16 protein-coding genes are annotated in these 13,594 nt (G+C 53.0%); 8 read left to right on the top strand and 8 right to left on the bottom strand.

Annotated elements, in window-relative coordinates; all coding sequences use genetic code 11:
- Window positions 1-93 precede the first annotated feature (93 nt).
- Entirely contained in the window at window positions 94-1,593 is a 1,500-nt protein-coding gene (locus tag WM95_RS10010; protein ID WP_063409327.1) for an EAL domain-containing protein, read from the bottom strand.
- A 205-nt stretch (window positions 1,594-1,798) separates the two neighbouring features.
- Here WM95_RS10010 and WM95_RS10015 point away from each other — a divergent pair, with 205 nt between their 5' ends.
- The 3 genes from WM95_RS10015 (at window position 1,799) to WM95_RS10025 (ending at window position 5,481) form a co-directional block, all read left to right on the top strand.
- Window positions 1,799-3,349 (top strand): EAL domain-containing protein, encoded by a 1,551-nt coding sequence (locus tag WM95_RS10015; RefSeq protein ID WP_231106840.1) that lies wholly within the window; start codon window positions 1,799-1,801, stop codon window positions 3,347-3,349.
- Between the two features lie 113 nt (window positions 3,350-3,462).
- Window positions 3,463-4,947 carry a sensor domain-containing diguanylate cyclase gene (locus tag WM95_RS10020; protein ID WP_369880843.1) on the top strand — a complete coding sequence of 495 codons (1,485 nt, stop codon included), beginning with the start codon at window positions 3,463-3,465 and terminating at the stop codon, window positions 4,945-4,947.
- A 285-nt stretch (window positions 4,948-5,232) separates the two neighbouring features.
- Window positions 5,233-5,481: a GlsB/YeaQ/YmgE family stress response membrane protein gene (locus tag WM95_RS10025; RefSeq protein ID WP_006174788.1), complete on the top strand. Its 249-nt coding sequence runs from the start codon at window positions 5,233-5,235 to the stop codon at window positions 5,479-5,481.
- A gap of 130 nt (window positions 5,482-5,611) precedes the next feature.
- On the opposite strand, the gene WM95_RS10030 is transcribed toward WM95_RS10025, so the two are convergent.
- Window positions 5,612-5,710 carry a YoaK family small membrane protein gene (locus WM95_RS10030; RefSeq protein ID WP_029739841.1) on the bottom strand — a complete coding sequence of 33 codons (99 nt, stop codon included), beginning with the start codon at window positions 5,708-5,710 and terminating at the stop codon, window positions 5,612-5,614.
- A gap of 45 nt (window positions 5,711-5,755) precedes the next feature.
- Window positions 5,756-6,784, bottom strand: a complete 1,029-nt coding sequence (locus tag WM95_RS10035) for a sensor domain-containing diguanylate cyclase (RefSeq protein ID WP_063409338.1) — start codon at window positions 6,782-6,784, stop codon at window positions 5,756-5,758.
- 309 nt (window positions 6,785-7,093) lie between these two features.
- Between WM95_RS10035 and WM95_RS10040 the strand changes: the two genes are divergently transcribed.
- Entirely contained in the window at window positions 7,094-7,348 is a 255-nt protein-coding gene (locus WM95_RS10040; RefSeq protein WP_023311246.1) for a putative hemolysin, read from the top strand.
- Window positions 7,349-7,428: 80 nt separating this feature from the next.
- Window positions 7,429-7,734, top strand: coding sequence for a hypothetical protein (locus WM95_RS10045; RefSeq protein ID WP_023311247.1), 306 nt, complete (start codon window positions 7,429-7,431; stop codon window positions 7,732-7,734).
- Here the strand turns inward: WM95_RS10045 and WM95_RS10050 are convergent, their stop codons facing one another.
- Window positions 7,735-8,079, bottom strand: a complete 345-nt coding sequence (locus tag WM95_RS10050; protein WP_059445276.1) for a DUF488 domain-containing protein — start codon at window positions 8,077-8,079, stop codon at window positions 7,735-7,737.
- Window positions 8,080-8,180: 101 nt separating this feature from the next.
- Here WM95_RS10050 and WM95_RS10055 point away from each other — a divergent pair, with 101 nt between their 5' ends.
- Window positions 8,181-8,888, top strand: coding sequence for a CTP synthase C-terminal region-related (seleno)protein (locus WM95_RS10055; RefSeq protein ID WP_059445275.1), 708 nt, complete (start codon window positions 8,181-8,183; stop codon window positions 8,886-8,888).
- 32 nt (window positions 8,889-8,920) lie between these two features.
- On the opposite strand, the gene WM95_RS10060 is transcribed toward WM95_RS10055, so the two are convergent.
- On the bottom strand, window positions 8,921-10,108 hold the full coding sequence (locus WM95_RS10060; protein WP_059445274.1) for a CynX/NimT family MFS transporter: 1,188 nt from the start codon (window positions 10,106-10,108) through the stop codon (window positions 8,921-8,923).
- Window positions 10,109-10,207: 99 nt separating this feature from the next.
- On the opposite strand from WM95_RS10060, the gene WM95_RS10065 reads away from it, so the two are divergent.
- Complete coding sequence (locus tag WM95_RS10065) at window positions 10,208-10,999, top strand: AraC family transcriptional regulator (protein WP_063409328.1); 792 nt, start codon at window positions 10,208-10,210, stop codon at window positions 10,997-10,999.
- Here the strand turns inward: WM95_RS10065 and WM95_RS10070 are convergent.
- Window positions 10,983-11,429, bottom strand: a complete 447-nt coding sequence (locus WM95_RS10070; protein ID WP_063409329.1) for a DUF441 domain-containing protein — start codon at window positions 11,427-11,429, stop codon at window positions 10,983-10,985. The two genes, WM95_RS10065 and WM95_RS10070, sit on opposite strands and share 17 nt — an antisense overlap.
- A 145-nt stretch (window positions 11,430-11,574) precedes the next feature.
- Here WM95_RS10070 and yoaI point away from each other — a divergent pair, with 145 nt between their 5' ends.
- Complete coding sequence (gene yoaI, locus WM95_RS10075) at window positions 11,575-11,679, top strand: small membrane protein YoaI (protein ID WP_088544756.1); 105 nt, start codon at window positions 11,575-11,577, stop codon at window positions 11,677-11,679.
- A gap of 20 nt (window positions 11,680-11,699) precedes the next feature.
- On the opposite strand, the gene WM95_RS10080 is transcribed toward yoaI, so the two are convergent.
- Complete coding sequence (locus WM95_RS10080) at window positions 11,700-12,200, bottom strand: YbaK/prolyl-tRNA synthetase associated domain-containing protein (protein WP_023311253.1); 501 nt, start codon at window positions 12,198-12,200, stop codon at window positions 11,700-11,702.
- A gap of 99 nt (window positions 12,201-12,299) precedes the next feature.
- Window positions 12,300-13,583, bottom strand: coding sequence for a YeaH/YhbH family protein (locus tag WM95_RS10085; RefSeq protein WP_032651499.1), 1,284 nt, complete (start codon window positions 13,581-13,583; stop codon window positions 12,300-12,302).
- Window positions 13,584-13,594: the final 11 nt, after the last annotated feature.

The following is a 13,594-nucleotide window of genomic DNA, read 5'->3' on the forward strand; positions in this document are numbered from 1 at the left end:
GGGTAATCTACCGTCTGAATGTGACGACTATATGTTTTTGCGTAAAAAATAGAAATGCCCGACTGGAAAAAAACGGACGCGCAAGGCTTCGGATTACGGTGCGACCCCGGTGAGTCGCTTCGCCAGCTCGCTTCGGGTGAGTGCTTTTGAAAAATACCATCCCTGAATCAGCGCATCGGGATATCTGCTTGCAATAAAGCGATATTGAATTTCATTTTCCACGCCCTCGAAAACAAGCGTTTTATTCAATCTTGCAAGGGCATCGCTGAAGATTACAAAGATGTTTTGCTTATAATGCTCGCTGATGCCGTCCACCAGCGACTTATCGATTTTGATTTCATCATATTCAAGCAGCGAAAGGCGGGCGAGGTTCGAGTTCTGCACGCCAAAATCATCTATTGATATTTTAACGCCGAGCGATTTCAGCTCCTGACAGAATTCCCCGAGGATATCTGCCGTGGAAACGGCTTTCTCAGAGAGTTCGACCTTCATCAGGGAAAGGGGAAGGTGGTTGGCAAAACACGCACGGCGCAAAATAGTAATGAACTGTCCATCTTCAATTTCCTTGTGCCCAACGTTTATTGAGACTATCAGCTGGTGTTTTATCGCCAGAGGGGCAATTTCGGAAAGGGATTTTTCGATAATATTACTGTAATATTTTTTATACAGGCCGATCTTCTTAATTAATGGGATAAACAGCTCCGGAGAGACGTCCCCGTGCTTTTGATCGCGCCATCTCGACAGAACTTCGACACCCACGATTTTTTGATCGTGAATGCGAATAATGGGCTGATAGTTAACGCTGATAGTATTCGTGATGACGGCTTTTATCAGCGTACGTTCCAGAGAAAAACGGTCTTCATAGATACGGAAGATAAATAACGTTATCGCAATCCAGATAAAACAGAGAATTACTGCGAGAAGCGCAAAGATAAACGGCGGCAACGAGGCCAGCCCGGCGTCGTGATGCTTCACGATGACGCACAGGTCCCAGAAGGTGCTGCACTGTGTCAGAGTCAGGGTAAACAACGTCGAATGCAGCCAGCTCTGCTGATTTAGCTCCGTGGCGGCCGAAAAAAAGACTCTGCCGAAGTCTTTGGTGGTAGCACTGAGCGAATAGCTTGCGGTAACCGGGGTGAATTTATCGTAAGCATAGCGGGAGGTGAAGATAATAATATTATTATAAATTGCCGCATTGCCCGTGAAAAAGTCTTTTCTCGAAAACTGGGCCAGGAGAAAGCCCCTCGGCGTTTTATGCAGTTCTGCAGGAAGTGCAACGGGCGTCGCGAGTTTCCCCCAAAAAGCGGTACAGACAATTTTTCCCTTCTCAATAAAGCCGATATCGGCAAAATAAAGATTATTAAGCTTAATTTGTCTGTAGCGATCGAGGCTGGTTTTATCACATCCCTGCGTCGTGATGCTTTTGAGACCCAGCGCCACGCTTTGGGACACGTCTTCTGAATAATGTAAAAGGGTACGGGATATTTCACGCTGTTTGCTCTTCTGCTGACCGATGATTACAACATTGACCGCATAAAGAGACAGGAAGACCAGAAGCGTTGAAGCAATAGCAACGGCAATGAGCTTTTTCATTTTCCAGTTATCCAGTCCGCTCCCTGATTTCACAAATCTTAACACAGCCAGGGCAAGGAACAAGCCTGATAGTCACGTCATGTGAGTAAATGCCGGCAGGTGAACTCATACGAAAGTATCAGTTTTTTAAGACAATTCTCATCTAAGCTATTTTCATTGTTATAAGCAATACCGGGTTAGCACAGGCTCTTCAACCAGAACATCCATGCTTGATTTTTCTATTAAGGAAAACATCGTGCGCAACGTGATGATCCCTATTCTTAGCGCTCTGTTTCTTTTTCTGAGCGGCATTTTGATTATTAACTGGCAGCTATGGCAGATGGCGAAGCTGAGTAATAGTCATACCGCCACGGCCAGCACCCAAAAAATAGAAAACATTCTGGCTGAAGCAGTCAGTGCGGCCAGCACGGCGAAGCGCGTTGCGGCCGAAGGGTGTACCAGTAGCGGACAGCTGGCGCTGGGGACAGAGGCAGCGCTAAAACCGCATCTGCGCGCCATCATGATCGAGCAGCAGGGTAAGATCATCTGTACTTCCCTTCCCGGGAATGGCGTGTTGATTATTCATCCTGAGACGTTACCTGCCGAAAAATTGGTGCTGTTACCGGGCAGTCGACTGGTGAACGGCATTCCGGTGCTTGTCTTTCAGATGCCCATCGTGGGAGGGCGCGTCATCGTCAGCATCAGTGACGCGCATTTACAGGACGTCATTGCAAGCGCATCGAACAGCATGGATCTGGGGCTGGTTGTCGGCGAAAGCATGCTTGTTCGCAACGGTGCAGTGAGGGGCTGGAAAGCGGCCTCCTGGGCGGGGGCGCTTACGGCATCAACGCAATTTCCCTTCAGCCTCGCCTGGCAACCTCCTGCCTTTTTCAGCCTGACGCGGCTTTTGCAACAGGGATGGAGCCTGATACTGCTTATTCTTGCGCTATCGGTGGCGGTGGGTATTTTGATCCGCCGATGCAAGGGGAAAAGTACCTCATTTGAAGACGACTTACGTAAGGCCATTTTGCAGGGGGAGATCGTGCCTTATTACCAGCCGATCGTGAACGGCGAAACCGGCGGGTTATACGGCGTTGAGGTCCTGGCAAGATGGAAGCATCCAAAGTCAGGCTTTATCCCGCCGGATGTCTTTATTCCGATTGCCGAACGTAGCGGGTTGATTATACCGCTGACCAAAGGGTTAATGGCAAAAGTGGTGACCCAGCTTAAGCCGCTTTTGCCTAAGCTACCGGACGGGTTTCATATCGGGGTAAACATCAGCGCCAGACATATTAATGCGCCTTCATTTATCGGTGACTGCCGCGTCTTCGGGAAGGGGTTTCAGGGTAAAGAGGTCAAACTGGTTCTCGAGGTGACCGAGCGTGAACCGCTGATCGATAATCCCCACCTCGTGGAAAACCTCAACATGCTGCATAACGCCGGCTTTGTTATTGCCCTGGATGATTTTGGTACGGGTTATTCCGGGCTGTCATGCCTTAATGCGCTGGCCATTGATTATATTAAAATTGATAAAAGCTTTGTGAACCGGGTTTCAGAGGAAAAGGACTCAACGATCCTGCTGGACTGCGTCATTGACCTGGCGAAAAAACTCTCTTTACGCATTGTTGCTGAAGGCGTAGAAACAAAAGAGCAACTGGAGTATCTCAACCGTAATGAGATAACCCTGTTACAGGGATATTATTTTGGTAAGCCCGTCTCCTATATCGATTTTATTAAAGTCATTTTATCTAAACCCAGGGAGACCGTTAGTTTGTAAAACGAAATAAAGACGAGCTTCAGTTGCATGCTTAAGTGCAATTCATTTTCCTCTTATCCCGAGCTTTGTTACAGTGACAAGAGTTGTCAGCCAGGGATGTCAGGCGTGATAAGGTGGAAAAGCTCGTGCATGTGAAAAATACTTTTTACACAACAACCATTACCGTCATCATTGTCTCATTGATCATCTCGCTGTCGCTTGCCGTCCAAATTGCCACGTCCAGACAGCAGTCAATTCAGCAAATTAATACCAGCGTTGCTAACCTGAGCCATACCCTTGATGTCTACACCGAGGGGATCATGCGCCAAAGCGAAATGTTAATTACTACCGTTTCCGACATAATAGAAATTTATGGCATGACGCCGCAACAGGCGACCAATATTCAGCGGATGATAAATAATCAGGATAATCTTCTTACCCAGATTAATAATGTGGTTGTTTACGACGCTCAGGGCGATATCTTTACCGCGTTGCACGAAACTTTTACAGGCCCACGCAAAGGATCGGACAGGTCATTTTTTATCTATCACAAGGAAAATAAAAATCAGCAGATTTTTATTGGTGAGCCGGTGGTAAGCAGAACCAATGGCAAATGGGTCATTACCATTAGTCGTCGCCTTGAAACCCAGACCGGAGCATTTAACGGTGTGGTGGTGGTGACGTTGGGTATCGAGAATTTTCTCGCGCTTTACGGGCAGATTAATATTGGTCACCTGGGCGTCATTGGCTTAACGACACAATCCGGCGTGCTGCTGGTCCGGTATCCCTTTAAAAATACCTATATTGGCACGATTGTTTCTGATTCACCCCTCTTCAGGAAATACCTAAAGGTACAAAATACGGGGATAGCCAGCTCCATCTCGCGGTTTGATAAAATCGAGCGCATCTATGCCTATGAGAAAAACAGACGCTACGGACTGGTCACCACCGTGGCGGTTAGCATTGATGAAGCTCTTGCCCCCTGGCGCAAGCAGGCTATTCAGCTGGCGCTACTCATTTTCGTGTTCACGGCGATACTCATCGTAGCGTCATACTTCCTGTATTCCGACCTGTCCCGAAAAACACGTGATAACAAAGCGCTGAAGATTATTGCCTCAGAAGATGCGTTGACCGGGCTGTACAATCGCCGCGTATTTGATGAAAAAATCCTCTCGGACATCGCTATGTGTGCCGCGCATGACGCGCCGATTTCGATACTGATCGTGGACGTTGACTACTTCAAAAAATACAACGATAACTACGGCCATCCGGAAGGGGATCGGTGTCTGGCTATGCTCGGAAACAGCCTCAGGGAGAGCCTTACCCGTGATAATCAGCTTGTGGCGCGCTACGGCGGAGAGGAGTTTGCCCTGATATTACCTGATACGGATATCCAGGAGGCGCTTCGACTGGCGCAGACGATCATTCGCAACGTGTTTTCCCTGCAAATCGCCCATGCCTTTAGCCCCTTCGGCCGGGTGACGGTAAGCGTCGGTATTTCTACCGCCCGTGCCGTCGACATCGCGGGCAGCCAGCAGAATATCATTATTGCCGCTGACCAGGCGCTCTACCAGGCAAAACGCGCAGGACGTAACCGGTACGCGTTTGTTGGGGTATGAACAGAAAAAAAAGCCCACTCAGGAGTGGGCAAAAAATACTGGAAGCAATGTGAGCAATGTCGTACTGAATACCTGAGTGTTACGCTCAACTATTCAGTGTTGAGAAAGATAATCTTTCTCAACAAAAGATGCAACCCCACAGTTTATGCGGCAGGTTCTTTTTGTTGGTGAATAATTGCGCACTCTCTCATTGTGATGCCTGTCACAAATTTCCTTTTTGAAATCCTGTGCTATTCTTTTTTGTGTCGTTGATTTAATGACAAAAACCATACAGAGAGGAAAGTTATGGGAATTTTATCCTGGATTATCTTTGGGCTTATTGCGGGTATTCTGGCGAAGTGGATTATGCCGGGCAAAGATGGCGGTGGTTTTATCGTCACCGTAATACTGGGTATTATCGGCGCGGTAGTCGGCGGCTGGATCAGTACGCTGTTCGGTTTTGGCAAAGTCGATGGCTTTAATTTCGGCAGCTTTGCCGTCGCGGTCATCGGTGCGCTGGTTGTTCTGTTTATCTACAGAAAAATCAAAAGCTAAGGCTTAAAAGCGTTAAAAAAGGCTGCCAGATGGCGGCCTTTTTTACGTGGCGGGTTTACCACCAGCCAAGCTGCGCGCCGGCAAACGCCGCGATGGCTACGATCAGCATAATGAGGGTCGTTTTTCTCATTTATGCCCCAGGCGCCGCGTAACCACCGACAAAAAACCATGCTAAAAAAATCACCGCCGTTATAAAAATAACGACCGGGAAGAGGATCCCTATTCTCATACCATCACCTGTTTCGGTTTCTATAACGCCGTAGAGTGTACGGGGTTAATCCATAGTGAGAAAGCGTGTTTTGCTTTTTCCTTTCTTATCCTGATACATCGCGACATCCGCGTCGCGTAATGCGCTGTCCGGATCGGTTACCCCAGGGTCTACTTCGATAACGCCGACGCTGGCTCCGGGGTAAATGAGGTTGACGCTACCCAGCCAGTATTCACCGGCAATACAGGCGCTGAGGCGCGTTTTGAGCAGCGTGACCTGCGCGTTATCTCCTTCACAGTGGGATGTGCTCAACGACGCCACCAGAAACTCATCGCCGCCCAGCCGGCCAATGATATCGTCCTGCTGTTTTTCTTCCGTCAGACGCTTGCCCACTTCAATCAGGAACTGGTCGCCGGCCTCGTGGCCGTAGCGATCGTTAATCAGCTTGAAATCATCCAGATCGATGAACGCGATGACGGTGTTACGCTTAAGGTGCCGCGCCAGGGAAAACAGCGTGGTCAGATCTTCAAAAATGGCGCGACGGTTGGGTAAACCGGTAAGGGCATCCGTGTAAGAGTGCGCGATGAGGGCCGCATTGGCTTCGCGAAGCTGGGTTACCAGCGACTCTTTCTGAATGGACTGGGCAATCAGCCCGGCGAATAACTTCAGAACCTGTTCACCACGCTCGCTAAGCGGCTTTCTGGCCGTGCTGGTGGCACAAAGCGTTCCGTAGAGTGAACCATCCGCAAGATGGACAGGAATACTCATGTAGGTCGTAATGCCGAGCGCTTTCGCCGCCTCGCACTCCGGCCAGCGTTCGGGAACGTCGTTGCTGAATACGGTGTCGCTATCCAGCGCGCGCTTACACAGCGTTTCATCCCAAGGGACGCTCAGCCCCTCAGGGATTGTCATCTGCTTGCTGTTGCGGGCGTAGAGGATATGCTGCAGTCGGGCTTCGATATCTACCTTGGTGAGGTAAGTCGACTCCATGTCAGTCACGATCTCCAGCATCTCCAGCAGCTGACGAACGAGACCTTCAAGGGATTGTTCAGTGGCGAGGGTTTCTGAAACACGGGCAAGGATAATATCCGACATGACGTAGAATGACTCCCAGGCAGAAGACGTCTGCATCTGCATGTTATGCTGAGTTTTTAGACTTCAGGCATAGTAAAACATGAATATAAAAAATTTAATATATGCAGGGAGTGGGCCGCAGGATAGAAAAAAGGCCCCGTTGTTGAGACCGGGGCAAAGACATCTTGATTACGGAATGATGTTCTCTGGTCATATCGAGAACATGCAACACTATAGTGTTGAAAAGTGCAGTTAAAATGGAGAAATCATGGAGAAAGCGGCGATGACCCGTTACCCTTAGACTGTCATGATGTCACAAGGATCAATGAGATGAGATTTCTGCTTCTGGCGCTGGCGCTTCCCCTGGCTGCCTGCACCGCGAAAACAACCCCACCCGATGCGCCGAAACCGCCTCACGCTATCGGTATGGCGAACCCGGCCTCCGTGTACTGCCTGGAGAAAGGCGGGGAACAGATCCCGGTTCAAAGCCCGCAGGGCGTACGCACGGAGTGCAAACTACCGGGCGGCGAAGTGATTGATGAATGGACGCTCTACCGTCGCGATCGTCCGCAACCCACCAGGTGACAGACGTATATTGCCTGCGATACACTTCTCTTTAGGATTATTCTTAGCCAGCCCCTGGCTACCGTTACCGTGAGAGAAGTATGTTTCAGCTTAAACCGGGCAGCATGGCGATGATCATCGGTGCCCGCACGGCGTCAGGCCGTCGCAATATTGGTAAATCTGTTGAGCTGTTTGGCCTGTGTCAGCCCGGCCTGCGTTTCGTTAACCCGGTCAACGGCGTGATGACGCAATTACCCGCTACCGCCGATCGCGCGCTTTGGCTGGTGACTGGCGATGTTTATGCCTTTGACAATCAGCACGGCTTTGCCTTTGTCCGCGCCGAACATCTGATGCCGCTCACCCCCGATGAAGCGCCGCAAATGCTTGACGAGCTGGCGATCGGCTGATCAGAGATGGCGCAGCCAGTCGGCTAATACCAGGGCGTGATTTTGCTTCGTGTCTTTGGCCGCGTAGAGCAGGGTGACGGTTTGCCTGTTCGCCAGCGTCGCAAGACGCATTCCCTCGTCAGCATGCTGCGCCAGCTCTTCCTTATAGGCCTTACTGAAGGCGGCGAAATCAATGGTTTCGCTATGAAAGGCCTTGCGTAATTCATTCGAGGGCGTGAGCGCTTTACACCATTCATCATACGCAAGGTCCGTCTTTTTAACCCCGCGCGGCCACAGTTTGTCCACCAGTACCCGATAGCCGTCGTCCGGGCCAGCCTGCTCGTATACGCGTTTGCATTGAATCATAATTCCACCCTCCCAATTTAAGGTATTGTGATAATTGCAGAAGATCGGTAGTCTGAGGTTCCTTATGTTATCTGATAATACTCTGACATAAGGAACCTTTCATGGAACACCTCCCGGTTAAAACGACGCTGCGCATTGCGCTGGTTGGCGATTACAATCCCAGTGTTATTGCGCATCAGGCGATCCCGCTAGCCATTGACGACGCCGCCGCAGTCCTTGACCTCACCGCCGATTACGACTGGCTTGCCACCACGGAGCTGACAAGCCCTGAAGATCTGGTGGGCTACGATGCCATCTGGCTGGTGCCTGCCAGCCCCTATAAAAACACCGAGGCGGCTTTTATCGCCGCGCGCTATGCGCGTGAAAACGGCATTCCATTCCTTGGCACCTGCGGCGGATTCCAGCACGCGCTGATTGAGTATGCCCGCAATGTGTTGGGCTGGGCCGATGCGGCACATGCCGAGACGGATACCGAAGGCACCATGGTGATTGCGCCGCTGGCCTGTTCGCTGGTGGAAAAAACCGATGCCATTGAGCTGCGCAAAAATACGCTGATCGCGAAAGCGTACGGCAAGCCGGAAATTGAAGAGGGCTATCACTGTAACTATGGCGTGTCGCCGGCGTTTTCCCAGGCGCTGGAAAGCGGTGATATGCACGTTACGGGCTGGGACGAACAGGGGGAAATTCGCGCCGCAGAGCTGGTTACGCATCCGTTCTTCGTGATTACCTTATTCCAGCACGAGCGTGCCGCGCTCGAAGGCCGCCCGGTCGTGCTGGTGCAGGCGATGCTGCGCGCGGCGCGCGGGTAGGAAAAGGCAGACCAGATGGTCTGCCACACTGTTTAACGGGGCGCGATCTCGCGGTCTCGCCCGGCAAGCACGCCGCAGAGCGCCATTATCACGGCGGCCAGGGCGCAGCCCAGAAGCGGGATCCGCCAGTCTCCCGCGCTATCGTGAATTTTCCCCATCAGCGGAGGGCCGCAGGCGGCGAGCAGATAGCCAATCGACTGCGCCATGCCGGACAGCGCCGCAGCCTGGTGCGCAGAGCTGGCGCGCAGGCCGATGAACGTCAGGCCGAGGATCATCGTTGCTCCAGAGCCGAAGCCAAACACCAGCGTCCACATCACCGCCATGTCAGGCATAAACCATAGCCCCGCCGCGCTTACCGCGCACATCAGCGCCACCGCACCTGCGATCCCCCGCTGATCTTTCAGACGGTGGAGTACCAGAGGAACGGCAAGCCCCGGCACGGCCGTGGCCAGCTGCAACAGCCCGTGCACCGAGCCGGCCTGCGCTTCGCTGTAGCCGTGGCTGAGCAATATCGCCGGCAGCCAGCCGATGATGACGTAGTAAATCAGCGAGTTAATCCCCAAAAAGAGCGTTACCTGCCAGGCAAGGGCCGAGCGCCAGATGGCGCGATTATGCAGCGCGCCAGCGCCCGTTACCGTCGCAACGTGTTTCTGACGCCACTGCGGCAGCCAGAGCAGCAGCGCGACCAGCGGAAACGCCATCAGCATCAGCAGCGCGCCATGCCAGCCCGCGCTACCCTGCGCCAGGGGAACAATCATCGCTGAGCCAAAGGCCGCCGAGACGCCCATCGTCAGGGAATAGGCTCCGGTGAGTCGGGCTACCTGGCCCGGGAAGTCACGCTTAATTAATCCGGGTAACAGCACGTTACCGAGCGCAATCCCGCAGCCGATGACCGCCGTTCCGATGAAAAGCAGCGCGGCGGAAGGCAGCGAGCGAAGTGCAATTCCGGCGCAAATCAGCAGCAGGGCGACAAACAGGCTGCGCTCCATGCCGATACGTCGGGCAACGCCTGCGGCAAGCGGTGAGACAAGGGCGAAAGCCAGCAGGGGCAGGGTGGTCAGCAGACCGGTTTGCGCCGTGCTTAAGCCATAATCAAGACGAATAGTGTCGAGCAGCGGGGCTGCGCCGGTAAAGGTGACGCGAAGCGTAGTGGCAATCATCAGGATGCCTGCAATTAACAGCGCGCCGTGTTTTCCTGAGGTGCGAATAGCAGTAGTCATTATGTTCTCATACGTTCAAGCGAGCGCACACAATACCGATTTTCCAGGCGGTTGAAATCAGGCTAAAATGACAGTTTATCGCTAAAATCGGACAAACTGATGATTGGTCTGGGACTGGACGGCTATGATCCCGATAGCCAGCACGATGCGGCCGTCGCATTTCGCATCCGCGTGGTGGCGGAGGAACAGTATATTCCCCGACATCATCACCGTAAGGGGCAGCTCATTCTGGCCCTCGGCGGCGCGATCACCTGCGAAGTGGAAAATGCCATGCTGATGGTTCCGCCCCAGTACGCCGTCTGGATCCCCGGCCAAATGCCGCACAGCAACAGGGCTACCCCGGGGGCGCAGCTCTGCTTTTTGTTCATTGAACCGGGGGCGGCAAGCTTGCCCGACCGCTGCTGCACCCTGAAAATCTCCCCTCTGGTGCGGGAACTGATTTTATCCCTGGCGGAAAAATCGCGTGAACAGCTCTCTCTTGCGGCCACGTCGCGCCTGGTGGACGTTCTGTTTGACGAGCTGCCGCTCCAGCGTCAGGAGCATCTTCAGCTGCCCGTCTCGCCCCATGCTAAAATTCGGCTGATGAGCGAGAAAATGGCGGAAGAGCCCGCCGCCTGGCAGACGCTGACGCAGTGGGCGAGCCACTTTGCCATGAGCGAACGCAGCCTGGCGCGGCTGGTGGTGAAAGAGACCGGTTTAAGCTTTCGCCGCTGGCGCCACCAGCTGCAGCTGATTGTGGCCTTACAGCATTTGATTGGTGGGAAATCGGTACAGCAGGTGGCACAGTCACTCGGCTATGACTCTACCACCGCGTTTATCACCATGTTCAGGAAGGGACTCGGCCAGACGCCGGCGCGTTATATGGCCAGCCTGACTACGACTTCCCAATAAACAGAGAGACAAGGCCTGCCGCAATCAGCGGCCCCACCGGAACGCCGCGAAAGAGCGCCACGCCCAGCACGGTGCCCACCAGCAGACCCGCCACCAGCGAGGGCTGGCTGCTCATCAGCGTAACGCCGCGTCCGCCCAGCCATGACACAAAAATCCCCACCGCGATCGCCACCAGCGATTTCCAGTTTACAAACGAATGCAGCAGCGTTGAGGCGGGAAGCGTGCCGCTGGCGATGGGCGCCATTACCCCGATGGTTAAGATGATGATCCCGATGGTGAGGCCCTGTTTTTCTATCCACGGGAAAAAGCTATTTAACGGGGTCACGCGAACAATAATCAGCACCAGAATCGAGATGGCGACGGTGGTGTTATGGCTGACAAAGCCGAGCGCGGCGAGTGCCAGAAGAATGAGAAGAGTAGGGTCAAGCATAGGGAATCCTTGCCAAAATAATTAACCTGCTTACTGTACGCGCAAACGCGGCGGAGGACAGTTTTAAAAAGATTATAGTGCTGTCATAACCTTGTCATTTACGCGGATTAAAACGAAGGCAGATATCGCAAAAGGGGTCGCCATCATGAACGATCACATGTTTGTGGAAACGCTGATTATCTCCTCATCGTTTTTCGCTATTGCCGTTATTCTCATCGCCTCCGTGCTGTTTCTGGAAAGAAAAGGCTGACAGGTCGTCAGCCATCACGGTTACGCTTTGTGGAAGGTCACCAGCTCAGGACGGGCGATGCGCAGGTAATCCTGGGTATCCATAATCACGGATTTCTCCAGCAGGCCGGCGTTAAAGGCGATTTCGTCAAAACGCTCGAACAGCAGCGGGTCGGCAACCAGCGCCAAATCAGGATGGAAGCTAAAGGGTGGGATCGCGCCGAAAACGCAGGCGGTCAGGGTATCGACCTCAGCCGGGCTGGCGAGGGAGGCCTTCAGCCCGCCAAAATGGCGGGCAAGCTGGCTCAGGTCGGCCTGCAGATCGGCGGCGAGGATAGCCAGAACGTGTTTTTTTACGCCGTTTCCCTTCACCTTGCAGACGAGGGCCTTTGCGCCTTGTCGCAGATCGGTCCCGCGAATTTCACTTACCGCTTCACATTTTCCGACCGCCTCGTGCTCCATGACGCGAAACCGCGCGCCCTGCTCGGTGAGTAAGGTAATCAGTTGCTGGTGGGTGCCTGTTCCAATAACGTCGTCAGTCATAACGATTTTCCCGGTGATAATCCAGTATGCAGCGTTCTACATTAGCACGGGATGAACGGGGTCGAAAGAAAACAGCCAGCGCGTTCGCTGGCTGTTGGATTATGCGTTGCTGGTAGCAGATTGCTTGTGGAACAGCTCCCTGAACACCGGATAAATATCATCCTGGTCACGGATATGCTGCATGGCAAAATTATCGAACATTGCTTGCAGATGTTCATACTCCCGCCACAGGGTCTGGTGCGCGCGACGGGTAATTTCGATATAGCTGTAGTAACGCACCACCGGCAGAATTTTCTTCGCCAGAATCTCGTGACACAGCGGTGAGTCATCGGCCCAGTTGTCGCCATCGGACGCCTGCGCGGCATAAATGTTCCACTGCGCCGGGTCGTAACGCTCTTTGACCACTTCATCCATCAGCTTCAGAGCGCTTGATACGATGGTCCCGCCGGTCTCCTGCGAGTAGAAGAACTCATGTTCATCTACTTCTTTCGCCTGAGTATGGTGACGAATATAAACCACCTCCACGTTCTTATAGGTTCTGCTCAGGAACAGATAGAGCAGAATATAAAAACGCTTCGCCATATCCTTCGTGGCCTGGTCCATCGAGCCGGACACGTCCATCAGACAGAACATCACCGCCTGGCTGGAGGGCTCGGGGCGTTTTTCGTAATTCTTGTAGCGCAGGTCGAAGGTGTCGATAAACGGTACCCGTTCGATCTTCGCTCTTAGTTCCGCAATCTCTTTACGCAGGCGCTCCTCTTCCAGCAGTTGCGCCGGTTCCGTGTTTTCCACGACCTTCAGGCTGCTCTCCAGCTCGCGCAGCTCGCGCCGTTTGCCCGCCGTCATGGCCGTTCGTCGCGCCAGTGAATTCTGCAACGAACGCACGACGCTGATATTGGCGGGCACGCCGTTGGCGGTATAGCCCGCGCGATGGGTTTTATATTCATTAAGCTGACGATGCTGATTCTTTTTTAGATTCGGCAGCGCCAGGTCTTCAAACAGCAGGTCGAGATATTCGTCTTTCGAAATCTGGAAGACAAATTCGTCCTGACCTTCACCGTCCTGGCTGGCCTGTCCCTGACCGCTTCCTGAACCACCGCCGCCGCCCTGAGGACGCTCAATTCTGTCGTTCTGAACGAAGTGGTCATTACCTGGGTGTACGCGATGGCGCAGGCCGCCTCGCCCCTGATGAAACATCGGTTCGCTGATGTCATCGGTGGGGATGGAGACAGACTCGCCGCTGTCGACGTCGGTCACCGAGCGTTTGTTGATGGCCTCGGAGATAGACTGTTTAATTTGCGCTTTATAACGACGCAAGAAGCGCTGGCGGTTCACCGTGCTCTTGTTTTTGCCGTTAAGACGCCGGTCAATAAACCAGGTCATATACCCCCCGT

Source organism: Enterobacter cloacae complex sp. ECNIH7 (genome assembly GCF_002208095.1).
GTDB classification, from domain to species: Bacteria; Pseudomonadota; Gammaproteobacteria; order Enterobacterales; family Enterobacteriaceae; genus Enterobacter; species Enterobacter cloacae_M.